The organism is Paenibacillus sp. W2I17 (assembly GCF_030815985.1).
GTDB lineage: Bacteria > Bacillota > Bacilli > Paenibacillales > Paenibacillaceae > Paenibacillus.
Window position 1 is genome coordinate 5,660,509 of the sequence record NZ_JAUSXM010000001.1, and the last position, 26,608, is coordinate 5,687,116.

Consider the following 26,608-nt stretch of genomic DNA (forward strand, 5'->3'; position numbering starts at 1 on the left):
TCGTCATCCGCAAACCTACCATTCGAAAGGAACGTGATTCATATGCAAGCGATACATCAACCACTACACAGACAGAAAAAAACGGAACAGCGCTTATCCCAAACACCAGGCCCAAACCGGGGACGTAAGCCTGATTATCGAGCCATGTTGCAGAATAAAGAGATGCAATCTGCATTGGGCAGCGGACTGTTGATGCTGATTGCCTGGGGAACTGCACCGTATTTTGGTACCTTATCCATCATGCTCTACATTGTGGCGTATGCGGTTGGCGGTTGGACCAAAGCGAAGGAAGGTATTGAGACACTGGTGAAGGACCGTGATCTGGATGTAAATCTTCTGATGATTGCCGCATCCCTTGGGGCAGCAGCCATCGGTTACTGGAATGAAGGCGCGATGCTAATCTTTATTTTTGCACTCAGTGGTGCGTTGGAAAGTTATGCGACAGAGCGCAGTCATAAGGATATCTCATCGTTACTCGCGCTGAAGCCGGAGACTGCACTGCGTATTGAGGACGGACAGATGAACCTCGTGGCTATTGATGATCTGGAGCCGGGTGATCTGCTGTTGGTCAAACCGGGAGAACTCATCCCAGCAGATGGTGTCGTGTACCGGGGGAGTTCTTTTATCAATCAGTCATCCATCACCGGAGAATCCCTGCCTGTGGACAAAGTTGCGGGGGATGAAGTCTATGCAGGTACGTTAAACGGGGAGGGTGCTTTATACGTAGAGGTTACAAAATCGGCTGAAGGGTCACTGTTTGGCAAAATCATTAAAATGGTGGAAGAAGCGCAGGCAGAAGTGCCGGATTCCCAGCGTTTTATGGAGCGGTTTGAAGGAATTTACGCACGCATTGTTGTAGGGGTGACTTTACTTGTGATTGCAGGAACTCCACTACTGCTTGGCTGGACATGGAATGAGGCATTTTATAAAGCCATGGTGTTTCTGGTGGTTGCTTCGCCTTGTGCATTGGTGTCTTCCATCATGCCTGTTATGTTGTCCGCGATGTCCAGCAGTGCGCGCCGTGGCATTCTCTTCAAGGGTGGTGCCCATATGGAGAATATGGCTCGCACGCGAGTCGTGGCTTTTGACAAAACAGGTACATTGACCATGGGCACCCCTCAAGTCACCGATATTATTACGGCTGAACATGTAGATCGTACCCAGCTGTTAGCTGCGGTAGCGGCGATTGAGAACCTCTCGATGCATCCTTTGGCTCGTGCCATCGTAGATCAGGCGAACAAGGAGAACATTACACTTCAGGAAGCGGAGCACGTACAGGCTCTAACAGGCTGGGGTATCGAAGGAACTATAAATGGTGTGGTCTGGAGCATTGGCAAAACAAATGTAATGGAATCGATGCAGTCAGAGAAGATAAAAGACGCTAACGTTGATGATCCAGATGGACATGGTGCTAATCATGTAAAGGTATCTTCTGAGTGGGGCGATGTATGCTCCCGTCTCGAGGGGGAGGGGAAAACCGTATCCATTGTTATGGCTGATGGTGAATTAGTCGGGCTGATCGCGATGCGGGACACGGTACGGCCACAGGCAGCAGCTGCAGTGAAAAAGCTTGAAGCGTTGGGTGTAAAAGTTGCCATGTTAACAGGAGATCGAGCCAGATCAGCTTCTGTAATTGCCTGTGAAACAGGAGTAAGCATGGTCTATGCAGATTTGCTGCCTGAAGATAAGGTGAAGCAGGTCCAAGCGCTCCGCAAACAGTATGGTCCTGTGTTAATGGTAGGGGATGGTGTCAATGATGCACCGGCACTTGCAGCAGCTACTGTGGGTATGGGGATGGGATTGTCCGGCAGCGGGACTGCACTGGAGGTCGCTGATGCGGTATTGATGAATGATAACATTGAAGAGATCGCTTGGGTGATTGGGCAGGCTCGTCGAGCTCAGCGTACGGTGAAACAGAATATGTGTTTTGCCATCACCGTTATTCTGGCCTTAATTGCGGGTAACTTCCTCCAGGATGTCGCATTGCCTTTGGGTGTGGTAGGTCATGAAGGCAGTACAATTCTGGTTATTCTGAATGGGCTTAGGCTGCTACGGTAATCAGATTTGAAGAGACGATTCGAGGATAAAGGGAGCTGTGAAATATGGGACGTTATGTACAAGTGGAACCAAATGTAAAAGTATATGTTGAAGATATTGGCGAAGGCACCCCGGTTATCTTTTTGCACGGCTGGCCTGTTAATTATAAAATGTTTGAATACCAGTTGAATGTACTGCCGAACCATGGCATTCGTGCCATTGCGATAGATTTTAGAGGATATGGCTTATCGGATAAGCCTTCCACAGGATATGATTATGATCGCATGGCAGATGATGTTCGTGCCGTTATTGATGATCTGGAGCTGAAAGACGCCGTGCTCGCAGGATTCTCCATGGGTGGAGCGATTGCAGTACATTACATTGCTCGCCATAAGGGACATGGTGTCTCCAAGCTGGTCTTGTTATCTGCGGCAGCCCCCGTGTTCACACAGCGCGAAGGTTATCCGTACGGATTGACTCCAGAGCAGCTGAACGAGCAGATCATTGAGCCGATCTTTGCAGATCGTCCGAAGTTGCTGGAGACATTTGGCGGCATGTTCTTCGCGAAGAAACACAGCCAGCCATTCATGGATTGGTTCCACGCCCTCGGCATGGAAGCTTCATCTTATGGTACCATTCGCAGTGCAATGGCGTTGCGGGATGAGGACTTGCGAGGTGACCTGAGTTCCATTCAGGTTCCAACAGCCATTTTGCACGGGAAAAAAGATGAGATCTGTCCGTTTGAGTTCGCCGAGCAGATGCACCAAGGCATCGCTTCGTCTCAACTGATTGCTTTTGAAGAGAGCGGTCATGGTGCATTCTATGATGAATTGGAAAAATTCAATTCGGAACTGATTCGTTTCATCCAATCCTGATCAGGAGAGGGCGCAATACCTTTGACAGACGATCCCAGTAATTTCATGGAATCTTCATTTGTGGCTAAACAAAGAACCCGGTCGACAGTCTTGGACTGTTCGCTCGGGTTCTTTAGTCTTCAATTAAAACAGTTCGGTCAGACCAATCATCGTGATGAGCCCGAGCAAAAAGGACATCGTCGCCACACGTGCATTGCCATCGCCGTGACTCTCAGGGATAAGTTCCTTATAGACGATGAACATCATCGCACCGGCTGCAAAGGCCAGACCATAAGGCACAAGACCAGCTACGAGACTGCTCAAGGTGTAACCAATCATAGCTGTAATAATCTCTACCGCTCCGGTCAGGGTGGCAATACCCAGCGCTTTGAAGCGGCCAATGTTCTGGTTCACGAGAAAGAGGGCCACCAAGAATCCTTCCGGTGCATTCTGCAATCCGATGGAAAAGGCAATGAGATTGCCCAGGCTCTCATCTGAGCTTGCATAGCTGACGCCAACGGATAACCCTTCCGGCAGGTTATGCATGGTGATGGCTGCAATAATCATGAAGGCTTTGGTTTCAATTTTAAAAGGCATTTTCTCGGGATTCTCCAGATCGACGTGTGGAATCTTCATCTCCAGCACCAGTAGAACCAGGCTACCAAGCATAATACCAAATGCAAGTACAAAGAGATTCGATTGGCCAAGCGCTTCCGGAATGAGATTATAGACCGAGGCCGAGGTCATAATACCTGCGGCGTATGCCAGCAAGATATCACGCAGACGGTGCGATATTTTGCGCATAAATAGAATCGGTACGGCCCCTAGGCCGGTAGACATGGCTGATATAAAACTGCCAATGAGTGCATCGTTCATGCTTCCATTTTCCCTCCTGATGAAGACTTCTTCATAATCGCTGCCGAGCATTGACACCGTACATAAAAGAGATCATAATGAACAACAGATTAGAATGATTATAAATTAGAATTCCGTTTCTGCATAGGACAATTCTCATTTCACAGGCAGGACTTGTGGACATGATATGGGCTTTTCGTTCTAGTGTATGCAAAAGCCTAAGCTTTTGATGCCGGAGGGCCTAACCTTTTTGCAGAACCCGGGGGAGGAACTATACATGTATAAATCAATTATTATTGGAACAGGCCCTGCAGGGCTGACAGCAGCAATCTATCTGGCACGTGCCAACTTGAATCCACTTGTTATTGAAGGACCACAACCTGGTGGCCAACTGACAACAACGACTGAAGTGGAGAACTTCCCAGGTTTCCCTGATGGAATTATGGGTCCTGAACTGATGGACAACATGCGTAAACAAGCTGAGCGCTTCGGTGCTGAATTCCGCACAGGCTGGGTGAACAACATCGATATGAGCGAGCGTCCATTCAAGATTCAAGTTGAAGGTATGGGTGAACTCGTATCGGAAACATTGATCCTGTCTACAGGCGCATCTGCTAAATACCTCGGTATTCCTGGCGAAGAAACAAATGTGGGCCGTGGTGTCAGCACATGTGCAACATGTGATGGATTCTTCTTCCGTAACAAAGAAATCATCGTCATCGGCGGTGGCGACTCTGCTCTTGAGGAAGCAAGCTTCCTGTCCCGTTTCGGTTCCAAAGTAACGCTGGTACACCGTCGTGAAGAACTGCGTGGCTCCAAAATCATGCAGGATCGTGCACGTAGCAACGAAAAAGTAGAAATGGCTTTGAACCGTACACCACTCGAAGTACTTGCTGGCGACAACGGCGTAACCGGACTGAAAGTGTTGAACAACGAAACAGGTGAAGAAGAAGTGATTCCGGCAAGCGGCGTATTCGTAGCGATCGGTCACACACCAAACACTGGTTTCCTTGGCGGACAGATCACTACGGACGAACACGGTTATATCCTGACTACACCAGGTACATCCGAGACAAACATCCCAGGCGTATTTGCATGTGGTGACGTACAGGATACACGTTACAAACAAGCGATTACAGCTGCAGGTAGCGGATGTATGGCTGCCATGGACACAGAGAAATACATTGAGAGCTTGGAGCACAGCGCAGTTGTTCTGTAATAGAATGAGCTGATTCCAACCAAACTATAGATTAATATAAAACCATATGAGGTGAATTAAACATGGAAAACGTAATTGTATATACATCAACGAACTGCCCTAACTGCAAATCCGTAAAAACGTTCCTGGCTGACAAAGGTATCTCTTATGAAGAGCGCAACATCGAAACTAGCGATGAATTTGCACAACAAGTATGGGACATGGGTGTACGTGCCGTGCCATTGACTGTAATTGGTGAACACCGCATTCTGGGTATGAACAAAACCCAATTTGCCAAAGCATTGGACGCTTAAATCAGGCTGATTATCTGAATCATCATGTGATGAAAGAAATTTTCGATTCATATGCAATTCCGGTTTTCGCGAGCCGTTAGGATATAGAAAGAACCGTACCCGGAAGGGTACGGTTTTTTGTGCAAACGCAGAATATGATCTAGAAAAAAATACTCATGAAAGTCTGAAATACAACATACACCAGCAATCCTGACAGCATGTACATGAAACCAGCCTTCTTTTTGCTCTGGAACAATCGGAGTATGCCAAGGCTGAACAGGGGCGCAAGCACAATCAGGAACAGGAGTACGGTGACAAACATTTGCGCCGAGATATCTGAAGTATCCACGTAGGTCACGCTTTTTTTCACTCCGTTTCGTTATCGGAATTAACACAGCTTGATTCACACAGCCATGACAAAAATCACATAACCCCATTATACATCTGGATTTCTTTAACAAAAAGGGAGGAAATGGGGCGAAATGATGTCAATTTTCATCTGTTATTAGACAGACACCCTAATTTTTCCTAAAAACTGGGATATCGCAGAGTAAGCGGCACCAACGCGGGTGGAACGGCTGTCCAGAGCTGCCCACTCAATCTGCAAACTGCGGCGGTGATAAGGTAATGTACGTTCCTCAACAACTTGTTTTAACGCTGTTTCAATCCAGGGACCTGCTTCAGAGAGCGGACCGCCAATGATAATACGTTCCGGGTTGAAACTGTTAACGATATTGGTGATGCCAATCCCCAGTTTGCGTCCAATCGTGTTGTATAATTCCTGAACAGCCTCATGGCCTTGCTCCGCATAATGAATAAGCTCTCGTGTGGTATGAGCAGGTAATTTTAGCTGATGATCGGGGTGCTCGTAGGCTTTTTCCGATGCATATAACTCCCAGCAACCACGATTACCACAGGAGCAGGGAAGACCTTCAGCTTCAATGGACATATGGCCTGTTTCCCCTGCGTAGCCCCACGCACCTTTGTATAATTCACCATCCACCATGATGCCTGAACCAATCCCCATGCCTGCACTGATGTAGATCATGTGACGGACACCGATACCTGCCCCAAAATTCAACTCTCCATGAGCACCAGCATTGGCTTCATTATCGATCGTTACAGGCAGTTCAAATTCTTCTTCAAGCATCGAGCGCAGAGCTACCTTCTCCCACCCCAAGTTGGGTGCAAACAGGACCGTTCCTGACTCATCCACCATGCCGGGCACCCCGATGCCAATACCAATGACTCCATGAGGGGAAGGAGGAGCTGCTTCAATGAGCTGCTTTGCTGCGAATTTCAATTGCTCCAGAACAGATGACACGTCATGATGTTCCAAGGTCACTGCGTACTCTGTAATGATGTGTCCTTCCAGATCTGTAAGCACGCCTTTCAAATGGGTCACACTGAGTTCCAGACCGACTGCATAGCCTGATGTCCCTCGGAACAGCAGCATGAGTGGTTTACGTCCGCCGCTGGATTCCCCAGGGCCAATCTCCTGCACCAGGTCATCACTGATCAGATCAGCAACCAGGTTGGATACCGTTGCTTTGTTCAGCCCCGTAACCTCGGACACTCGTGCGCGAGAAAGAGGGGCATGGCGCCGGATCGTATCCAGAACGATCGACTTGTTTATTTTTTTGACCAGCATCTGGTCTCCGGTAATTTTCATATGGTTAAGGCACTCCTATTCTTCTGATAAAAGGGGTCTGACCCACATCCGAAACAAGTTATTCGACTATTATAGCGTAAACAAACATGTAAAAAACAATTTTGTTTTACTTTGTTTAACCAATAGACAAAGTAAATTCGATGTGATAGGATAACGGTGTAAACGATTTCTTAAAACTATTGAGGAGGCATTTTACACATGGCCTATTTTGAATCCGTTAATAAAATTGCATTTGAAGGTAAAGATTCCAAGAATCCTTTTGCTTTTAAACATTATAATCCGGAAGAAGTTGTAGCCGGCAAATCGATGGAAGAACATTTCCGTTTCGGCATGGCTTACTGGCATACATTAACTGCAGGCGGCAGTGACCCGTTCGGTGCGGAGACAGCTGTTCGTTCGTGGGATAAATACTCGGGTCTGGACCTCGCGAAAGTACGCGTGGAAGCGGCATTTGAATTTTTGGAAAAAATGAATCTCCCGTTCTTCTGTTTCCACGATGTGGACATTGCACCAGAAGGCAACAACCTGCGTGAGTTCTACAGCAACATTGATACCATTGTTGATCTGATTGAAGATCATATGAAATCCAGCGGCAAAAAACTGCTCTGGAACACGGCGAACATGTTCTCGAACCCACGCTTCATGTTTGGTGCAGCATCCACTTGCAACGCAGACGTGTATGCTCACGCTGCAGCACAGATCAAAAAAGGTCTGGAAGTGGGTAAACGTCTGGGCGCTGAAAACTATGTATTCTGGGGCGGTCGTGAAGGTTACGACACATTGCTGAACACAGACATGCAACTGGAGCAAGACAACATTGCTCGCATGTTCCACATGGCTGTAGACTACGCGAAGGAAATTGGCTTTGACGCACAATTCCTGATTGAGCCTAAACCGAAAGAGCCAACGAAACACCAATATGATTATGATGCAGCAACTTCCATAGCTTTCTTGCAAAAATACGGTTTGGACAAACACTTCAAACTCAACCTGGAAGCGAACCACGCTACACTGGCTGGTCACACATTTGATCACGAAATCCGCGTTGCTCGTACAAACGGCATGCTCGGTTCCCTCGATGCAAACCAAGGCGATATGTTGATCGGTTGGGATACGGATGAGTTCCCGGTTGATATGTACGATGCTACGTTGACAATGTATGAAGTATTGAAAAACGGCGGTATCGGCCGTGGTGGTGTGAACTTTGACGCGAAAGTACGTCGTGGTTCCTTCGAAGCAGACGATCTGTTCCTGGCACACATCGCAGGTATGGACACGTATGCAAAAGGTCTGAAAGTAGCAGCGAAATTGATCGAAGATCGCGTATTCGATGACTTCATCGAAAAACGTTACAGCAGCTTCAGCGAAGGTATTGGCGCAGATGTGGTTGCAGGTAAAGCAACACTGGCTTCCCTTGCTGAGTACGCGTTGAACAACGAAAGCCCACGCAAAAACCAATCCGGACGCCAGGAATTGCTGAGAGCACAACTCAACCAGTACATCTTGGCTGACTAATAGCGGATTCGGCAGGGTTGGTGCACGTCTACCACCGATGGTTACTCAACTCATATGTGTTGGACATCAGTTTCCAAGCTTGCCTATGCACAAGATTAGCTTGTACCATGGAACGCCTGAACAAGCATGACATTCGGACCGTCCCCGACTTTCCCATGGGAAGACGGGGGCGGTTTTTTGATTAAACAAACAACGCGGTTTTTAAATTTTTGATATAAATGTTTGTCTAAGATGGTACATGCAGAACGAAGTGAGCAGAAAGGACCCGAGGAAGCGAAGCGTTCGCATTTATCCCCGGATTTCTCCCTTGCCAAAGGGTATAAAGGAAATCTGGGGGTAACGGCGATCTGAGGGTTTTCTGATCACGGAGTGACCACATGAGCATCAAGGTTTCATTTATACAATCCTGTTACAAACGAGAGGAGTTAACCTATGAGTTACGTAATCGGTGTCGATCTTGGAACCAGTGCGGTCAAAACCGTGTTGGTCAATCGTGAAGGAAAAGTGGCATTTGAAGCATCCGAGGCATACCCGTTGTACCAGCCCAAGGCTGGATACAGCGAACAAAATCCCGAAGATTGGGTAGAACAGACGATTGTTTCCTTGCGCAAGTTGCTGGAAGTGTCTGGCGTGCAGCCTTCGGAAATCGAGGGATTGAGCTTCTCCGGTCAGATGCACGGACTGGTGTTGGTGGATGCAGAAGGTAAACCGCTGCGGAATGCAATCCTGTGGAACGATACACGTACTACGGCTCAGTGCCGTCGCATCGAAAAAGTGCTGGACAGCAAGCTGTTAAGCATTGCACGGAACCGTGCCCTTGAAGGCTTTACCTTGCCAAAAATACTGTGGGTTCAGGAGAATGAGCCTGAATTGTTACAGCAAGCATCCTTATTCCTGTTGCCGAAAGACTACGTGCGTTATCGCCTGACCGGGGATTACGCTATGGATTATTCTGATGCAGCGGGAACTTTGCTGCTGGACGTTGCAGGCAAGCAGTGGAGCAACGAGATTGCAGAAGCATTCGAGCTGCCAATCTCCCTTTGTCCACGTCTTGTGGAATCGTTTGATGAAGTGGGCACGTTGCTGCCTGAGATTGCGGATCAAACCGGTCTGGCGGCTGCGACAAAAGTATATGCAGGTGGTGCGGATAATGCTTGTGGTGCCATTGGCGCAGGCATTTTGAGTGAAGGACAGACGATGTGCAGCATCGGAACGTCCGGGGTTGTGCTTTCCTACGAAGAGCGTAAAGATCTCGATTTCGAAGGCAAAGTGCACTTTTTCAATCACGGGGAGAAAGATGCCTTCTATATTATGGGTGTAACACTTGCCGCAGGATACAGCCTGTCTTGGTTCAAGGATACGTTTGCAGCGGACAAATCGTTTGATGTACTCTTGCAGGGCATTGATCAGGTTCCGGCGGGCAGCAACGGATTGTTGTTCACACCATATATCGTTGGGGAGCGTACACCTCATCCGGATGCGAATATCCGTGGCAGCTTCATCGGTATGGATGCAGGACACAAGCTGGAGCACTTTGGACGTGCGGTGATGGAGGGCATTACCTTCTCGCTGCGCGAGTCCATTGATATTCTGCGTGGTGCAGGCAAAACCGTCAATGAAGTCATCTCCATTGGTGGCGGTGCCAAGAACGAAGCTTGGTTGCAAATGCAGGCGGATGTCTTTAACGCCACGATTGTGAAGCTGGAGAGCGAACAGGGTCCTGCGATGGGTGCAGCAATGCTGGCTGCCTATGGTTGTGGCTGGTTCCCGTCCTTGCAGGAATGTGCAACAGCGTTTATTCGTCCAGCGAAGTCCTATGAGCCGAACCCGGAAACGGTTGCCGTCTATGATGGACTGTTCGCACTGTACCAGGAAGTCTATGGACAGACACGTAGTCTCAATGATCGTTTGGCTGAATACCGTTAATTCATTTATTTCACTACATTAATCTTGTGATTACATTTAAAAGCATCCGCGAAGGCGGGTGCTTTTTTGTCGTTCATCAAGATTAACCCCATGAAAGGTTTACTTGGCCTGCATATCCGCATTCCGGCTCTGCATAGATTGGAAATAGAGGATTGTGATTCGTCCAGGCATCGTGTATCCGACATTTTAATAGGTAGAAGCTTGAGCATGGGGGTGAAGCTTTGGATGGACATGAGGAACATGGAAGACCACATATTACCTTGTCGATGATCGTTCGTAATGAAGAGAATCGCTATCTCAGGCAGGCACTGGAGAGACATCGTCCCTGGATTGATCGCGCAGTAATCATTGATGACGGAAGCACGGATGGAACGGTCGCGCTGTGCAGGGAACTTCTGGATGGTATTCCACTCGTATTAGTGGAGAACGCTGCTTCACGTTTTGCAGACGAGGTAAGCCTGAGAAAACAACAATGGGAAGAGACGGTGGCGACCAATCCGGAGTGGATTTTGAATCTGGATGCGGATGAGATTCTAACCAGTGACTTTGGATTGGTACGGGATCTGCTGCTCACTGGCAATGAAGATGCGATCTATTTCAGATTGTTTGATATGTGGAGTGAGACGCATTACCGGGAAGATGAGTTCTGGCAGGCGCATGCCTATTATCGGCCATTTCTGATTCGTTATCACCCGGGGATGAGCTATGAATGGAAGGAGACACCCCAGCATTGTGGTCGTTTTCCGTTAACGATCCAGCATTGGTCCTATGGATGTCATGCTCCCCGGGTGAAGCACTATGGTTGGGCGCGGGAAGAAGACCGCATCCGCAAATATGAACGCTATCAAGCACTGGACCCTGAAGCAAGATACGGTTGGAAGGAACAGTACGAATCGATATTGGATCAAGAGCCACGACTGTTGGCATGGTTCGAATAAAGAGAGGGGGAGTGAGCACGTTGAAGAAAGACCCGTTACGCAAATCGCAAGAAGAATCCCAACCTCAAATAGAGCTGAATTCACAAGAGAAAGAGAATGAGAAAGAAAATCAAAAAGAAAATCAAAAAGAGGAGCAACATGAGAGCCAGAAAGAGAGCCATAGTAATCATCGACCGTCCAGAAGTTCTGATAAATCGCTGGAAACCCGCCAATCGGAAAAGCTTGAAGAGCTTGGCCAGGAAAGAATACTGATCGCCAGCCCGGTTCGCCAGACAACTCCGGTGCTCCGTGAATTTCTGGATTCTTTGCATGCACTGGAACGAACAACAGTGAAGACGGATTATCTGTTTGTTGATGATAACGTGGAAGAAGCCGCATCGAATATATTGCATGAATTTGTGCTTCAGCATGAAGGGACGGTTATTCAAGCAGATGAACATGGTAGCGATAGTCCTGACAACAAAGGGGTGTACAGCAAGGATGAGGGAGGACACTATTGGCAGGAAGAGCAGATTTGGCGTGTAGCCGGTTTGAAAAATCGCATATTGCAATATGCACGCGACAATCACTACGATGCGGTTTTCCTGATTGATTCTGACTTGGTGCTGCATCCGCGGACGCTGGAGCAACTTGTATCGAGTGGCAAAGACATTGTATCCAATATCTTTTGGACCCGCTGGCAGCCGGATGCCAGGGAAATGCCACAGGTATGGCTACAAGATGAGTATGCCTTGTATCGCCGCGGTGGCAAAACATTAGACGGAACCGAGACGGAGGACGAGGGCACGCAAACAACTGCTTTTCTAAATCAGCTGCGGATCCCGGGGTGTTATGAAGTTGGAGGGCTAGGGGCATGTACCCTTATTCGCAAAAATGTTCTGGCAGCAGGAGTTTCATATGACCAGATTCCCAATGTATCCTTCTGGGGCGAAGATCGTCATTTTTGCATCCGTGCTCAAGCACTGGGTTTTCGTTTGTTCGTTGATACTCATTTCCCTGCGTACCACATCTATCGATTGTCCGAACTGCCGGGGGTATCCGCCTTTAACCGCAGGGCCAGACGAGGCGAAGAGACGATCAGTATTACCCTGTGTATGATTGTGAAAAATGAAGAAGCTTCCCTTGCCAGATGTCTGGACTCGGTCAACGGGATTGCCGATGAGATTGTAATCGTGGATACCGGATCAACGGATCGTACCCGTCAGATTGCTTCCAGATATACGGATCGTATCGTTGACTTTGAATGGGTGGATGACTTTGCAGCAGCACGCAACTATGCCTTCGATCAGGCAAAGAGTGAATATATTCTGTGGCTGGATGCCGACGATGTGTTCGAACCGGAAGATCGGGCGAAACTGATCGCCTTGAAACGTTCGCTGGACCCGGATGTTGATAGTGTCACGATGGATTACAATCTGTCATTCACAGCAGATGGCAAGGTAGCCTACAGTCTGCGCCGGAATCGTCTGGTGCGTCGGGATCGGCAATTTCGCTGGATTGGCGCGGTGCATGAATATCTGGCTGTAGCGGGCAATCTGCTGCATAGTGATATAGCGGTTACCCATAAGAAAGATAAGGAGTATACCGATCGGAATCTGCGGATCTATCGCAAAAGGGAACAGGCCGGAGAGGAATTCGGGCCGCGTGACTTGTATTATTTCGGTAATGAACTGAAGGACCATGGACAGCATGAGGATGCGGTGAAGTACTATGAGAAGTTTCTGGATACCGGGCTCGGCTGGGTGGAAGATCAGATCGCTGCTTGCCAGAAAATTGCGGATTGTGAAGCTGCACTTGAACATCCGGAACAGGAAGTCACGGCGTTGTTCCGATCATTTGCCTATGATTTGCCAAGAGCCGAGATTTGCTGTCGATTGGGTGGTTATTTTGCCGACCGTGAAGATTATCGCAAGGCCCTGTTCTGGTACGAACAGGCGACTCGTGCTGTACGTCCTGATGATCCTATGGTAGTGCTGAATGAAGCAGCCTGGACCTGGATGCCGCATCTGCAACTATGTGTGTGTTATGACCGGATGGGTAATCGTGCCAAGGCCCGGGAACATAATGATATCGCACTCGCCTATCATCCAACACATCCGAGCATGTTATATAACGATCGATACTTTAAAGATTTGGAGAAGGATAACGTATTGGAAAACGCTTAGTATTTTCAGTCGAAATGCGGCCTCTTTCGTGGAATTGAATGGGTGAATCAGCCCATGTTCCATGGAGAGGTTTTTTGCATTGTGATAAAAGTACATCATAGAGTTGGTGACAGACGCATTCACATTGAAAAATGGATTAATGTATTTCATCCAGGGGAGGATATGCTTTACAATAATGAATAACGGAAAAGCGGTGACCATGATTGCCTGTCTTCGGCTGCCGAATTGATGAAGCAAGGGGAACTGGATATGAATCTGACGGAAGTACTATTGGAGTCGAGGCTGGTTGCGATTGTGCGTGGTATAAGCCGTGAAGCGGCAGTAACAGCTGGACAAGGTATGACAGGTGGCGGCATCCGACTGATGGAAGTCACACTGAACACACCTGGAGCACATGATATTATTGCAGACTGGCGTGAGCGGCATGAAGGAAAGGCTTATGTTGGAGCGGGTACGGTACTGAATGTGCAGATGGCAAAGGAAGCGGTCGCTGCAGGAGCACAATTTCTGGTGTCTCCCAATGTCGATCTGTCTGTCATTGAATATGCTGTAGAACATGGTGTCGAGATCTGGCCTGGAGCCATGACACCAACGGAAATTGTCGCTGCCCATGAAGCGGGAGCACGGGTTGTGAAGTTGTTTCCGATGGCGAGTCTGGGCATACCGTATCTGCGGGAGATCAAAGCTCCACTGAATCATATTCCACTGCTGGCAACAGGTGGTGCCACACTGGAGAATATTGCTGACTACTATGCAGCAGGCGCTGCTGCAGTGGGTCTGGGAAGTGCACTTTTACCACGAGAAGCTCTTGTAGCAGGAGATCATGAGCAGATTGCAGCATGTGCACGGAGATTTGTGGAAGCAGCTGAAGCCTAGACTCCAGTGTCATATGAGGGATATGTATATTTGGGTATATATATGAAGGTGCCTTTAAATTAATTGTTGGATCACTCTTTATCATAAAAACCGATGTCCTTTAACGTGCCGTTCATTCTATTGTTTTATGATGGATGTATGCCAGAATTCGGAGAGGAGAGATGCCCTGTGAAAGCTAAAACAATGATAGGCGGCATGCTCGCCGTGGCCGCAGTAACGGCAGGTGGATTATGGAAGGCAGCGGTAAAGAGCCAGACACCCAAGAAGATTCCAATCACACTCACACCCCCAATGCCATTTGAGGATGTGACCTTTGACAGTGGGGGAGGTCAGGTGCATGGCTGGTTCATCCCGGCCAGAGCCGACATTCCGAAACCATGGCCGCTCGTTATTATTGCACATGGCTGGGGCTCCAATCGCTCCCGTGTTCTTCGTTACGCACGTCCGATCTGGGAAGCAGGATATGCCTTATTTATGTATGATGTGCGTAGTCATGGGGCCAGTGATCCGGTTCGTGCTGCATCTGCCTACCTGTTCCGGGATGATCTGCTCGCGGCGTTGCAGTATACGACTGCACGACCAGAGATTGATGCGGATGCCATCGGTGTGCTTGGTCATTCTTTGGGGGGATTGGGTACGATTCTTGCAGTGACGGAGGGAATTCCTGTATCAGCAGTGATTACAGACTCGATGCCATCGCAATTTGAGGTAATCGTCAGTTCAGAGCTGAGGCGCCGGCGTTTGCCCTTGTTTCCACTGGCCCAGTTAATTCCGAGAATCTGGTTCTGGCGACTGGGTGAATCTCTGAAATCTTATCGTCAGCGTGATCCGGTGATGATGCTGAATGAACGGCGCAGGGGGATGCAACTGCCGATGCTTATGGTGCACTCCAAGGGAGATAATTTCATTCCCCCGAGTGAGCTTGAATATTTTATGTCCAAAGCCGATCCGCCTGTTGAACATCTATGGGTCAACAGCGGAGGACACAGTTGTTCCGAGGAAGATCCCGCCTTCTGGGACACCGTTATTCCCTTTTTGAAAACCCATGTCCAAGGTCAGGCGAAGTTGAACGATTCGTCTAAAGCGAGTAATTGACAAGGTAGATTCAGCCTACATAAGAGTGCAGGCTAACAGAGAAAACGCCAACGTAATTGGCGTTTTTTTTGCTGTTACTAGCAATATGCAGAAATTCACATTTGTAAAATTGCCCCGAAAACGACGATTAAAAAGGAAGCTTATGGTATCATAGAATAGACTGGCAATATTCATGCGAGGTTATTTGTTATGCTTCTTTGTATGAAATTGAAGGGAGAGGTCCAGATTTGAGTTTGAATTGGAAGTTTAATTTACGATTGAAAATGTTCGCAACCAAAGCAACAACCGCAGCGATGGCAACACTGCTGCTTGCTTCGCAAACACCAGGTTTTGCAGGCAGTGCATCAGCCGCGCAAGCAGAGCAGTTGACCGAAGCGACAACGGGGGAAAATGAACAACTAGACGCAACGAGCAATGACGTGCCTGAGGGAGCGAAAATCTCATCCAGGCAAGCCAGTGAAAATATACTGAAATTATTTCCATTGTTAAAAAAAGCAACGATCTCATCTGCACGATTCGATTCACCTAATTCCTATCCACCGCCAGACTACAAGGCATGGGAGATCGGGTTTCAGATTACACAAGGCAATCATACGTCGGGATTCAGTGGAACTGTACATGCAGGCACAGGGGAAGTGTTAAGTGTACATTTGCCGTCGGATGTCATGGATAAACATGTCTCGGCATCGGATGTTAAGCTAACCAAGGCTGAAGCCGAAGAGAAGGCCGTTGACCTGTTGTACCAAGCGATTCCAGGTCTGAAAGATACAGAGTATGCTCCGCTTGGAGATCTGTATTCTTCCATTGAACAACAGTCATTATTCGGCAGAACAGAGTATCGATACGGGTACCAGTTAAAACATGATGGATTGTTATCTGACGCAGAGACAGTCTACATTAATGTGGACGAAAGTGGTTTGGTGACAGGTTACTCACGAGGTACTATCGAAGCCAAGTATCCCTCATCGAAACCGGCAGCTTCAGAAGAGAAGGCCAGACAGCAGTTTGAAGAACAGTTCGATGTGGAACTGGCTTATATCGCCAAAGATCGTCTATCTTCCAAACAGGGTCAGCAGTATTACCTTGCATATACACCAAAAAATATCAGTATCGTTCCGATTGAAGCCAATACGTTGGAACGGATTAATACATTAACAGGTAAAGCTGTAGATGAAGATTCTTTGCAGCAGGATACGAAGTTGAAAGGTGATGTAACTCCTTTTGTTCCGGCCAATGGTACGAGGGTAAATGTTCAGCAGGCCGCCAATCGGGTCGCAACAAACTTTGATATTCCCAAGGGTTATAAGCTGGAACATAGCCAGCTGGGCAAGGGATATTACTCAAGTCCGAACAATCAGGTGTGGAGTCTGAGCTGGAGTGATCGAAGTGCCAATATGTCCTATATGTTCATGCGGGATATCTCGGCACAGGTAGATGCAGTTACCGGGCAGATCTACAGTTATACGATGATGCAACGAATGGGACCGGAGATGGAACAGGAGAAGCCGGCTGAGGAGAAGGCAGGCAAATTGGTAACCCGGAAGCAGGCTGAGAAACTGGCGATGGACACAGTGATTGCGCTAGTTCCAGACGCAACGGAGCAGTTCCGACTGGCTAACGTGATTGAGGTGGATGATGCTCGCACATTTTTGTTCCAGCGTTATCTGAACGGAATTCCGGTTAAGGAAGATACGGCACAAGTACAGGTATTGAACAACGGGACGATTAACGAGTTCTATACACGTATTGCGGCAACGCCTGAACAACTGCCAACAGATGTTAAGCCAGCCATCAGTTATGAAGAGGCCAAGGTACTCTATCTGGAGGAGTTCAAGCTGATCCTAGCATATTCCCGTTATGGCGGATATGGTACGAACGGTGGTCAAGTCATCCCGGCGGGGGTGAACCTTGCTTATATGCCTACACGTAATGAGAATTCGATCTATGGTAACTATGAAGCACTGGATGCGAACACAGGAGAGTGGAAGCTTTTATACGGGGACACAAGCTCTGTAACCAAGGCCGAACCTACGGATATCTTGGGTCATGTGGCCGAAGCAGCTCTACGCAATATGACACAGCATGGCGTATTGCTTGCTGATGAACAGGGACGCGTATTCCCGGATCGTGTGATCACCCGGGGAGATTGGTTTAACTATCTGGCAAGAGCGATTAATCCAAATATGGATCTGTACTACAGTGGTGACGGAGATGACAAGTTATACGCTGATGTGACACCTGACAGCCCGTATTATAAGGCAGTTCGGGCATTAATCGATCAGCGCTGGCTTGCCGGAGCGGACCCTGAACAGAATTTGAATCCACAGGAAGAGATGACACGTGAAGAATTGGCAGTGCTGCTTGTACGTATTTTACGCTATGAGAAGCTGGCCGGATTCTATACGTTGCCATCGGATCTTCCGAACATTGCGGATGCCAGTGCCATTACAAGTAAGGGAGCGGTTTCCCTGAGTTTGAAGCTGGGATTGCTTCCTTCGATTGAAGGACGATTCATGCCTGCACGCAAAGTGACGGTAGCTGAAGCGTCACAAGTATTGGAACGGCTTGCCAAGCTTCAAGGTAAGACAGATACGTTTATGAGTGGTAATCGCCTGTATTAGACGAGGAATCACACATATCATGCCCAAGCGAATCATAGGATGAAGATAACGGGTAATCGTGATTTAATGAACTGAAGATCAAAGGGACCTTCCATAGAAGGTCTCTTTTGATTTGCTTTGACAAAACTAGAAGAATGACGACAGAGCCTTTTGTGATACAATAGGGCGTGAGAACTTTGCAAAGAGGGGTGGGTTCCTTTCATGGGCAAGAACGGGAAACGTATTATTACCATATTGCTGGCAGGCTGCCTGATTGCTGTAGCGTTGCCACGCACAGTTGATCTGGATCAACTATACGCTGCATCAGGAACCTCAGATATATCCACGGCAACAGATTTGCGCCAGACCTTGCTTACCGCAATGTCACAGCGAACGGAGGAACTTGTTTTTACATACAAAGGCAATGTGAAAGGCCTCAAAAAACAATTACAAACCTCCATCGATGAGGCAATGAAGAGTGACCCCTATATCCAATATACCGTTAAAAGTTATGCATTTAATTATAAAGGCTCCAATGTGTCGGCCGAGGTGCATGTGACTCTCTCCTATCGGGAGACCAAGGAGCAGACCGATTATGTGAATCGTAAAGTCACAAACGTGTTGAAAGAAATCATCAAACCCGGCATGACGGATCATGAGAAGGTCAAGGTCATCCATGACTGGATTGTGCTTAACCTTTCCTACGATACTTCGTTGAAGAAATATACGGCCTACGACGGGCTTGTTACAGGCAGTACCGTATGTCAAGGATACTCATTGCTGGCTTATCGGATGCTGGAGCGAGTAGGTATCGATAACCGGATTGTGGAAGGTACAGCGGGCGGGCAGCTTCATGCCTGGAATATCGTGAACCTGGACGGCAAGTGGTATCACATGGACACCACCTGGGATGACCCTACCCCTGACCGCAAAGGTAAGGTGAGCCACAGCTATTATTTGCTTAGTGATGATGAGATGGCACGTGACCATATCTGGACAGGCAAAAGCAAGTACCCTGCTGCGCCTGCCCCGTATCGGGAAGCTTTACTGAAGCTGGTGAAGGCCGGAGATAGCAAAAAGGCTGCCTATCAGAAGCTGTACCATGCTCTCGACTATTCCCTGTATGATGAACAGGATGCCGTCAAAGGCCATGCTGCGCTGAAGACCAAGGTTCAAAGTACACTGAAGGAAGGCGGAACCTCGCTCACGTTCAGGTACAAGGGTACGGAGGCTGGACTGATTGAAGATTTGCAGGATTTGTACCAACTTGGCATGAAATCGATATCTTATTATGTGTCCAAAATGGAAGGTACTACGGATCTGCGCGTCAAAATTAACTGGACACTATAACAACCGTTTGAACAGGATGCTCCGCTTGAGGAGTGTCCTTTTTTTGTCGTGTTTTGTCTGAAATAACGATAATTTGGAGAATGTCTATTTTTTGTATATGTCGCTTTGCTATTCTAATCTTCGGCGTATGCCAACACTACGTACGAGGAGGATATGCAAACAATGAGGAAAAAAGTGAGCATAGTGATCATTGCTCTGTTACTGGTCATGCAAATGATGCAGGGTTGGATATTTACACCAACAATGCATGCTCAGGATGAATTAACTAATTTGCCAGCCAGTGCAATCAGCGATACAGCATCAGAAGAAGGTTTGGCAAGTTCGGAAGAGGTGAACAACGTTGAGGTTGCTGCCACTCCGGAAGAAGAGGGGGAGGGAAACCTCAACCAGAGCAGTTTAGCAATCGCAGCTGCAGGTCCGGTAATTACAGATCAATTGATTACCAGTGTGCAGATGTACAATCAGGAACCAGAAGACAACGGGAATGGCACGATTGAAGTCAAAGGAGATAAAATCGAGGATATTCGACCACGCATTCAGGATGAGGTGGCTGTAGTCTTTACATGGGGACTTGCAGATGACAACCACAACTACAGCGATGGCTCTACGTTCACCTTTAACTTGCCCGATAAATTCATCATCGGATCGCAGCTTAAGGGTAATCTGGATGGCGGTGTTGGGGAGTATGTGGTGAATCCAGATGGCACAATCATATTTACCTTTAATGAACTGATCGAGCATGCGAAGCTGGAAGGCAACTTTTACGTGTGGATTAAGTTCGATGAGAGCAAGATGGAAGATGGCTTGAAACAACAGATAGACTTTAGTTCCGTAGGGCAGGGCATCATTGATGTGCATTTTGCCAACACAGCCGTAGATAAGTTGAAGAAATCGGGAAGCGCAAACAAAAATAACTTCAACTCGGATGAAATTAAATGGACCGTAGATTTTAACCAAGGCGAGAAGGCTATGAAAAATGCTGTTCTAGCAGACACGTTCCCAGCAGAGCTAGAGCTCAAGGGCAATATCGAAATTCGCGAATTGGAAGTGCAATTGAATGGATCTGTAAAAGAAGGCCCAGTAATTAAAACGGAACCACAGTTTCCAATTCAATTGGGAGACACAGATAAGGCCTATCGTGTAACCTATACGACAAGTGTTAAAGCACCAACCACTGCTCCGTTCACCAATGTGGAGTATCAAAACCAGGTTGCGCTTACAACGGATCAGAGCGAGCACGACGAAACAGATATTGGCCGAGTTCGTGTGAGTTTTAATGAGCCTTTGAACAAGTCAGGGCAAGATAGTGCGTATGATCCGGTGACACAGACGGTCACATGGAAAGTGCAATATAACTACAATCAGCAAGAAATCATGCAAACGAATGCATGGATTGAAGACCGCTTTGATACGGCAAAACAGCAACTGATCAATAATTCCGTCAAAGTGTATCAAGTGGACATTAATGCAAGTGGAGCGGCTTCGAACAGAACACTGATCAATCCAAATGAATACACACTCGAAGCGATGGGTACAGGGTTCGATGATGGCTTCAGATTACATTTTAAGAACGATATTACAAAGGCCTATGAGATCGAATATGATACACAATCCATTCATCGTGTTTATACAAACGACACCATTACGAACACAGTGAACATGTATGATGGTACTTCCAAAACAGGCCGAAGAGACATTCAGGAAGTCATTTTTGCAAAGAGTGTAAAAAGTGAAAACTTCAACACAAAAGAAATTGAATGGCAGATTGTTTTGAACCGTGATTTGCAGGACATGACGGATATCGTCATCACCGACAATTACGAAGGCAGACATATGAAACTGATTCCGGGTAGTCTTCAAGTGAGTGGTGTTAACAAAGACGACTTTGAACTGACTACAGACCCGGCTGATCCAACGTATGAAAAAGGATTCTCACTTCGCTTGAAGGACGGCGTAACGCTCAGTACGGAGCATGTTATTACTTATAAGACAAGCTTCGATCCCACAGCGGGTATGCCAACGAATGATGAATATCGCAACTCAGCCAAGATCGATTGGGAAGAGTCTGATGTAAAACAGACTGCGATTACCAAATCTGCTGCGGTCAAACCGCAAGACTACACGATTCAAAATGGTAACAAAAAGGGTGAATATAGCGCCAAAGATAAAAAGATCACCTGGACAATCGATGTAAACTACAATTTGTTTGATATTCAGGACGCAATCCTTAAGGATGCTTACACTGGAGACCAATCTTTCGTAGACGGCTCATTGAAGGTTCATGAGTTAGAGTTGCAGGGAGCCAATAATGTTACTGCTGTAGGTAGCGAGGTTCCGCTCACACCTGGTCAATTCCAGCTGAACCCGGACGGTAAAGGTTTTGTGTTGGATCTGGGTAACATGGGCAAAATGGCTTATCGCATTCAGTACCAAACAAGTCTGGATGGACCATATTCTGTCGTAGGAGCTTATGCCAACCAGGCTGTTCTGACGGATGGTGAGGGTGGTGCAATACGATTTAATAGATCAGCCAGTGTTACACCTGCCAACGGTGGTGTATACGTGCGCAAAACAGGGAAGCAAGAAGGTACAACGGATAAAGCATCATGGACGGTAAATATCAATCCAAGTCAATCTTTCATTCCTGCGGGTAACCAATTAACAGATACCTTGTCAGAGAACCAGATTTTATTGGCTGATTCATTGAAATTATATGCAACCAATTTACCTGCCAACAATTCAGGCAATGTATCCGCCAAAGCTGGACTTGTTGATCCGGCTGATTATGAATTGGACGTGGAGGGCAATACATTTACCTTCACCTTCAAGAAAGATATCCATACTGCATTCATTTTGGAATATCAGTCTTATATTAATGCCGATCATGGCGCCCGAATTGAGAATAAGGTTGAATTTGCAGGCCAATCTTCCTCGGTAATCGGAGAAGGTAATCTGTCGGGAATCAAAGTTTCCTTGGCTGGAGCAGGTGGAGGAGCCTCTACAGGTCTGGGCAAAATCAGAATTCACAAAGTCAGTGATACAGGAGTTCCGCTGGAGGGTGCAATATTTGCAATCTATAATGCGTCTGGAACTACGCTTCTGGAAACATTGAAACCAACGGACGAGAATGGTGTGGTTGAAAGCTCCAGAAACTATCGATTAAACAATCTAACCAACGGTGTACCTTATAAGTTAAAAGAGTTATCTGCACCGGCAGGATACTTGGTTGATCCTGAATATGGCTCTGCCTCAGGTAAAACGATTGAATTCAAGGATGCGGATATCGCTTTTGAAATTGAAAACAAAAAGATTCGTCAAGGCTTTGAATTAACCAAGGTAGATGCGGTGGACTCAGCCAAGGCACTTAAGGGTGCAACTTTCGAATTGTACTCCAAGGACGGCGCAACGCGAGAGAAAATCGATGAGTTAACGACAGGGGAAGATGGGAAGATCGCCAAAGGTGGACTTTCGCCAGGGGATTATGAGCTGGTAGAAGTCGTGGCACCTGAGTTTTATCAATTGGATGCTACACCAATCCCGTTTACGATTGTAGAGAATCAGACGGAGAGTATTACACTGACGAAGTCGAATGCAATGGGTGCAGGCGGTAAACTTGTCGTTACCAAAGTAAATGCCAAGGATAAGTCCGTATTAAGCGGAATTGAATTCGAATTGCGTGATCGTTCCAACATTGTCATCGATACAAAAGTAACCGACCTAAATGGGGTCATTGAATTCGATGGTTTGGACTATGGTTCATATACGTTGGTAGAGACCAAGGCAGAAGGCTTTGTTATTGAACAGCCGGAGACCATCGTATCTATTATCAAACCGGAAACTCAATTAACCATTGAAAATAAAAAAAATGATCGTTCCGTGAAATTGATTAAAACCAATGCGGGTCGAACTCAGCACCTTCAAGGAGCTGTGTTTGAATTACGGGCCCAAACTGCATTGATGGATGCAAATGGGAATTGGGAGTTCCACAAGGTAACAGGTCTAGATGAAGCTTCACTGACAACCAATCAACAAGGTGAAATAGTACTTGGAAGGCTTGGATATCAATAAATATCAGTTGGTTGAAATAAAAGCACCTAACGGATACATGTTGGAAACAACACCAGTACCATTTGAAATTACGAACATACAAACCGAAGCCGTAGTTGTGGAAAAAACAAATCAGGCTATCCCGGTATCGGGTGGTGGGTCTAGTGGACCTTATAATCCGGGAACACCTACTACGGGTGTAACACCAGATCCAGAGAAACCAGTAACTCCAGAACCAGGAACGCCAAATCCGTCGGTTCCAGGCACGGTTGTAACTGAACCTACAGAGTCTGGGGGAGGAACCGAAAGTCCGACAGATGAAGAATCCGGGGTAGTGCCACCGACACCAGGCGATTCCAACGGTGACGGCACTGCACCTCCAGTTGGGGATACAGATGCACCGGATGGGGATGGTGCACTTGCACCTCCTGCTGGAACGGATACAGAAGGATCACAGGGCAATGGAAATTCTGCATCACAGACAAACGGAAATTCTGGATCTCAGGGAATGCTGCCACAAACAGGTGAAGAGAGCACAATGGCTTACACTGCTGTGGGCATGATGCTGATGGCGTTAGGTAGCGCGGGATTCATGTACTTCCGCCGCAGACAACAGCTTCATCGCTAGATCAAAACACGCAGTATCTAAAATTTATCGTGTGTAGATAGAATACCCTCTAGCATTCACTACGAAGACTTAGCGTCGACGTGTGAATATGCTAGAGGGTATTTTTGGTGATATTTAGGGAGAATCAGGTCCCCGTAACATTCGGTTTCACTTCAATAGCTCTTACAATTAGGCGATGTGTTGGATTGACGAGTGGATCACAGGTAATCAAGGTAAGGACCTGTCCAAGCCCGGGATCCTCCAGCACAGATAAGTCAGTTGGCTCCACAACGGATATCTGGTCTACCTTGTATTGGATAATCGTTCGATCTGCCAGGGTGACTTCCATTGAATCACCAATCTGGAGTTCTCCCAGACGATTGAACAGCCGTCCTTTTTTGTGGGCGCGATGAGCGGCTATGGCAGCATTACCTTTGTTCCCGATACTGGTGGTTTCGACAAGATGGGTTGCAGCTACCTTCATATTGCCCTCCGTTGCACCCTCCAGAATCGGTAAGCGGACATCAATCTTGTCAATCGATAGCACCCCCAACGTATCCGAGGAGGCCTCTTGCACTGTACCTGTATTTTCAGTAGTCGGCTCGGCAGAAGCTGCATCCTGTATGCCTTGTTCGAAGGAGTGATTAAGCTTAGATAAGCCGTTTTGCAATTGCTCCAGATCGTTCATGACACGGGTTTGCTGCCAGTCATAATACGTTTCCCGCAGGAAAGGAAAGCTGATGATCAGGATGCCCAGTAGAACGAGCAGAATAGAGAATTTTTTCATTATATATCAACTCCCGTTATCCAAGAAAAATAGTATACCTTTCTCTATTCTACTTACGGATCTATACAAAATATGGACAGGAACAGAAGTACATACAGGAATTGATCAGGGGGAGAGTCGACCCAAAACAAAATATCCCCGTATCGCTACAGTAGAAAAACTGCAACGCCACGGGGAGGTTTTTTTTAATATGAAGTTAAATCGTAGCAACTGTATAAGTTAAACTAACCATTTACATGAGAACGTAAAGGACAGAAACAACCTGATTCTTCGTTAGTGCTTATCAGTTGGTGAATCAGTAGGTGTGAAATCACATTCCTGCAGCGGCACCACTTTGGTCTTTTTGATCCATTTGTAACCGAGCCACAACACCAGGAACAGGGGTACGCTCAAGTAGGCAACGATGGCTCCACTCCAGTCGATCTGATCACCCGTAAATGCCTGATAGTTCTGCCCGATGATCACGATGATACACAGGACAAAAGCAAAGATCGGCCCAAACGGGAACCAGCGTGCACGGTAAGGCAGATCGCTCAGATCCCTGCCTTGTGCAACGTATGCACGACGGAAGCGATAATGACTGATAGCGATACCCAGCCAAGTGATAAAACCACACATACCGGATGCATTCAGCAACCAGGTGTACACAATCCCATCACCGAACAGGGAGGCAAGGAACGCCAACATACCAACAGCTGTTGTAAGCAAAAGTGCATTCATTGGAATGCCCTTTTTGTTCAGCTTGCCCAGGAAACGAGGGGCTTTACCGTCACGGGCAAGGGCATAGAGAACCCGGCTCGAAGCGTACATGCCTGAGTTACCGGCAGAGAGTACAGAAGTCAGAATAACGGCATTCATCACGGAAGCAGCAATGGCGAGGCCGGCTTTCTCAAACACCAGTGTGAACGGGCTGACACCGATATTCTCCAGATCACCTTTGAGCAGATTCGGATGCGTATAAGGGATGATCAGACTGATCACAGTAATCGCTAAAATGTAAAAAATCAGAATGCGCCAAAATACCTGACGAATTGCACGAGGTACATTTTCGCGCGGGTTTTCACTTTCACCGGCGGCTACCCCGATAAGCTCGGTACCTTGGAATGAGAATCCAGCAGCCATGAACACACCAAGTACAGCGAAGAATCCGCCATGGATGGGCGCATCACCGATGGTGAAGTTGCTGAAACCAACCGCTTCTCCGCCCATAATACCAAAGATCATGAGCACACCAACGGCCAGGAAGATGATCACGGTAGCAACTTTGATAATGGCGAACCAGTACTCGGACTCTCCATAGCCTTTAACGGACAGCACGTTCAAGGCAAAGATCAGCACGAGGAACAATAAGCTCCATAACATGGACGAACTGTCAGGGAACCAGTATTTAATGAGTACTGTAGCGGCAGCAAGCTCTGCTGCAATGGTTACCGCCCAGTTGTACCAAAAGTTCCAGCCCATGGCGAACCCGAGAGCAGGATCGACAAAACGTGCGGCATACGTATTAAATGAACCGGAGTCCGGCATAAAGGTAGCAAGCTCACCAAGGCTGGTCATTAGGAAATAAACCATGATGCCAACGGCTGCATAGGCAATTAATGCTCCACCAGGGCCTGCGGTTGAGATGGCGGTACCACTTGCGAGAAACAGCCCGGTACCAATCGAGCCACCTAGGGCGATCATCGTCATATGGCGTGCGCGTAATCCTTTTTTCAGGGAAGGTCCAGTTGTTGTTGGGTTACTGCGGTCTTGCATGGAAACACTCCTTCATTCGATATACTGATGTTTGCGAT

General features: G+C 47.4%; 19 protein-coding genes. 14 read left to right on the plus strand and 5 right to left on the minus strand.

Annotated features, from left to right (window positions below; genetic code table 11):
- Positions 1-42 precede the first annotated feature (42 nt).
- Both QF041_RS25225 and QF041_RS25230 read left to right on the plus strand, forming a co-directional pair.
- Complete coding sequence (locus tag QF041_RS25225; RefSeq protein WP_307416081.1) at positions 43-2,058, plus strand: heavy metal translocating P-type ATPase; 2,016 nt, start codon at positions 43-45, stop codon at positions 2,056-2,058.
- Between the two features lie 44 nt (positions 2,059-2,102).
- A complete protein-coding gene (locus tag QF041_RS25230; protein WP_307416082.1) occupies positions 2,103-2,912 on the plus strand; it encodes an alpha/beta fold hydrolase in 810 nt (269 codons plus the stop codon).
- 123 nt (positions 2,913-3,035) lie between these two features.
- On the opposite strand, the gene QF041_RS25235 is transcribed toward QF041_RS25230, so the two are convergent.
- Positions 3,036-3,767: a ZIP family metal transporter gene (locus tag QF041_RS25235; RefSeq protein ID WP_237178227.1), complete on the minus strand. Its 732-nt coding sequence runs from the start codon at positions 3,765-3,767 to the stop codon at positions 3,036-3,038.
- A gap of 256 nt (positions 3,768-4,023) precedes the next feature.
- On the opposite strand from QF041_RS25235, the gene trxB reads away from it, so the two are divergent.
- Together trxB and QF041_RS25245 are read left to right on the plus strand one after the other, a co-directional pair.
- On the plus strand, positions 4,024-4,965 hold the full coding sequence (gene trxB / locus QF041_RS25240) for a thioredoxin-disulfide reductase (protein ID WP_036668032.1): 942 nt from the start codon (positions 4,024-4,026) through the stop codon (positions 4,963-4,965).
- A gap of 62 nt (positions 4,966-5,027) precedes the next feature.
- Positions 5,028-5,258 carry a glutaredoxin family protein gene (locus QF041_RS25245; RefSeq protein WP_036668031.1) on the plus strand — a complete coding sequence of 77 codons (231 nt, stop codon included), beginning with the start codon at positions 5,028-5,030 and terminating at the stop codon, positions 5,256-5,258.
- A 139-nt stretch (positions 5,259-5,397) separates the two neighbouring features.
- On the opposite strand, the gene QF041_RS25250 is transcribed toward QF041_RS25245, so the two are convergent.
- Positions 5,398-5,595, minus strand: a complete 198-nt coding sequence (locus tag QF041_RS25250) for a hypothetical protein (RefSeq protein ID WP_017692236.1) — start codon at positions 5,593-5,595, stop codon at positions 5,398-5,400.
- A gap of 147 nt (positions 5,596-5,742) precedes the next feature.
- Positions 5,743-6,909: an ROK family transcriptional regulator gene (locus QF041_RS25255; protein ID WP_307416083.1), complete on the minus strand. Its 1,167-nt coding sequence runs from the start codon at positions 6,907-6,909 to the stop codon at positions 5,743-5,745.
- Positions 6,910-7,107: 198 nt separating this feature from the next.
- On the opposite strand from QF041_RS25255, the gene xylA reads away from it, so the two are divergent.
- From xylA to QF041_RS25305, 10 genes are all read left to right on the plus strand, one after another.
- A complete protein-coding gene (gene xylA, locus QF041_RS25260; RefSeq protein ID WP_036606941.1) occupies positions 7,108-8,424 on the plus strand; it encodes a xylose isomerase in 1,317 nt (438 codons plus the stop codon).
- Positions 8,425-8,856: 432 nt separating this feature from the next.
- Positions 8,857-10,350: a xylulokinase gene (gene xylB / locus QF041_RS25265; RefSeq protein WP_307416084.1), complete on the plus strand. Its 1,494-nt coding sequence runs from the start codon at positions 8,857-8,859 to the stop codon at positions 10,348-10,350.
- A 221-nt stretch (positions 10,351-10,571) separates the two neighbouring features.
- On the plus strand, positions 10,572-11,288 hold the full coding sequence (locus QF041_RS25270) for a glycosyltransferase family 2 protein (protein ID WP_307416085.1): 717 nt from the start codon (positions 10,572-10,574) through the stop codon (positions 11,286-11,288).
- 1,094 nt (positions 11,289-12,382) lie between these two features.
- A complete protein-coding gene (locus QF041_RS31305; protein ID WP_200869389.1) occupies positions 12,383-13,453 on the plus strand; it encodes a glycosyltransferase in 1,071 nt (356 codons plus the stop codon).
- Positions 13,454-13,702: 249 nt separating this feature from the next.
- Positions 13,703-14,329, plus strand: coding sequence for a bifunctional 4-hydroxy-2-oxoglutarate aldolase/2-dehydro-3-deoxy-phosphogluconate aldolase (locus QF041_RS25280; RefSeq protein ID WP_047841586.1), 627 nt, complete (start codon positions 13,703-13,705; stop codon positions 14,327-14,329).
- Positions 14,330-14,497: 168 nt separating this feature from the next.
- Complete coding sequence (locus tag QF041_RS25285; protein WP_307416088.1) at positions 14,498-15,424, plus strand: alpha/beta hydrolase; 927 nt, start codon at positions 14,498-14,500, stop codon at positions 15,422-15,424.
- A 227-nt stretch (positions 15,425-15,651) separates the two neighbouring features.
- Positions 15,652-18,045: an S-layer homology domain-containing protein gene (locus QF041_RS25290; RefSeq protein WP_307416089.1), complete on the plus strand. Its 2,394-nt coding sequence runs from the start codon at positions 15,652-15,654 to the stop codon at positions 18,043-18,045.
- Between the two features lie 201 nt (positions 18,046-18,246).
- On the plus strand, positions 18,247-19,374 hold the full coding sequence (locus tag QF041_RS25295) for a transglutaminase domain-containing protein (protein WP_062836448.1): 1,128 nt from the start codon (positions 18,247-18,249) through the stop codon (positions 19,372-19,374).
- 162 nt (positions 19,375-19,536) lie between these two features.
- Positions 19,537-23,442: a collagen binding domain-containing protein gene (locus QF041_RS25300; protein WP_307416090.1), complete on the plus strand. Its 3,906-nt coding sequence runs from the start codon at positions 19,537-19,539 to the stop codon at positions 23,440-23,442.
- Positions 23,420-24,049, plus strand: a complete 630-nt coding sequence (locus tag QF041_RS25305) for a prealbumin-like fold domain-containing protein (protein ID WP_307416092.1) — start codon at positions 23,420-23,422, stop codon at positions 24,047-24,049. Before QF041_RS25300 ends, QF041_RS25305 begins: the two co-directional genes overlap by 23 nt.
- Before the next feature lie 124 nt (positions 24,050-24,173).
- On the opposite strand, the gene QF041_RS25310 is transcribed toward QF041_RS25305, so the two are convergent.
- Both QF041_RS25310 and QF041_RS25315 read right to left on the minus strand, forming a co-directional pair.
- Positions 24,174-24,815 carry a class D sortase gene (locus QF041_RS25310; RefSeq protein WP_307416093.1) on the minus strand — a complete coding sequence of 214 codons (642 nt, stop codon included), beginning with the start codon at positions 24,813-24,815 and terminating at the stop codon, positions 24,174-24,176.
- Between the two features lie 273 nt (positions 24,816-25,088).
- Positions 25,089-26,570: an amino acid permease gene (locus QF041_RS25315; protein ID WP_307416094.1), complete on the minus strand. Its 1,482-nt coding sequence runs from the start codon at positions 26,568-26,570 to the stop codon at positions 25,089-25,091.
- Between the last annotated feature and the right edge of the window lie 38 nt (positions 26,571-26,608).

Coding starts and splice junctions, on each gene's coding strand:
- QF041_RS25225 (WP_307416081.1), top strand. CDS start 43: ATGCAAGCGATACATCAACCACTACACAGACAGAAAAAAACGGAACAG.
- QF041_RS25230 (WP_307416082.1), top strand. CDS start 2,103: ATGGGACGTTATGTACAAGTGGAACCAAATGTAAAAGTATATGTTGAA.
- QF041_RS25235 (WP_237178227.1), bottom strand. CDS start 3,767: ATGAACGATGCACTCATTGGCAGTTTTATATCAGCCATGTCTACCGGC.
- trxB (WP_036668032.1), top strand. CDS start 4,024: ATGTATAAATCAATTATTATTGGAACAGGCCCTGCAGGGCTGACAGCA.
- QF041_RS25245 (WP_036668031.1), top strand. CDS start 5,028: ATGGAAAACGTAATTGTATATACATCAACGAACTGCCCTAACTGCAAA.
- QF041_RS25255 (WP_307416083.1), bottom strand. CDS start 6,909: ATGAAAATTACCGGAGACCAGATGCTGGTCAAAAAAATAAACAAGTCG.
- xylA (WP_036606941.1), top strand. CDS start 7,108: ATGGCCTATTTTGAATCCGTTAATAAAATTGCATTTGAAGGTAAAGAT.
- xylB (WP_307416084.1), top strand. CDS start 8,857: ATGAGTTACGTAATCGGTGTCGATCTTGGAACCAGTGCGGTCAAAACC.
- QF041_RS31305 (WP_200869389.1), top strand. CDS start 12,383: ATGATTGTGAAAAATGAAGAAGCTTCCCTTGCCAGATGTCTGGACTCG.
- QF041_RS25280 (WP_047841586.1), top strand. CDS start 13,703: ATGAATCTGACGGAAGTACTATTGGAGTCGAGGCTGGTTGCGATTGTG.
- QF041_RS25295 (WP_062836448.1), top strand. CDS start 18,247: ATGGGCAAGAACGGGAAACGTATTATTACCATATTGCTGGCAGGCTGC.
- QF041_RS25300 (WP_307416090.1), top strand. CDS start 19,537: ATGAGGAAAAAAGTGAGCATAGTGATCATTGCTCTGTTACTGGTCATG.
- QF041_RS25310 (WP_307416093.1), bottom strand. CDS start 24,815: ATGAAAAAATTCTCTATTCTGCTCGTTCTACTGGGCATCCTGATCATC.
- QF041_RS25315 (WP_307416094.1), bottom strand. CDS start 26,570: ATGCAAGACCGCAGTAACCCAACAACAACTGGACCTTCCCTGAAAAAA.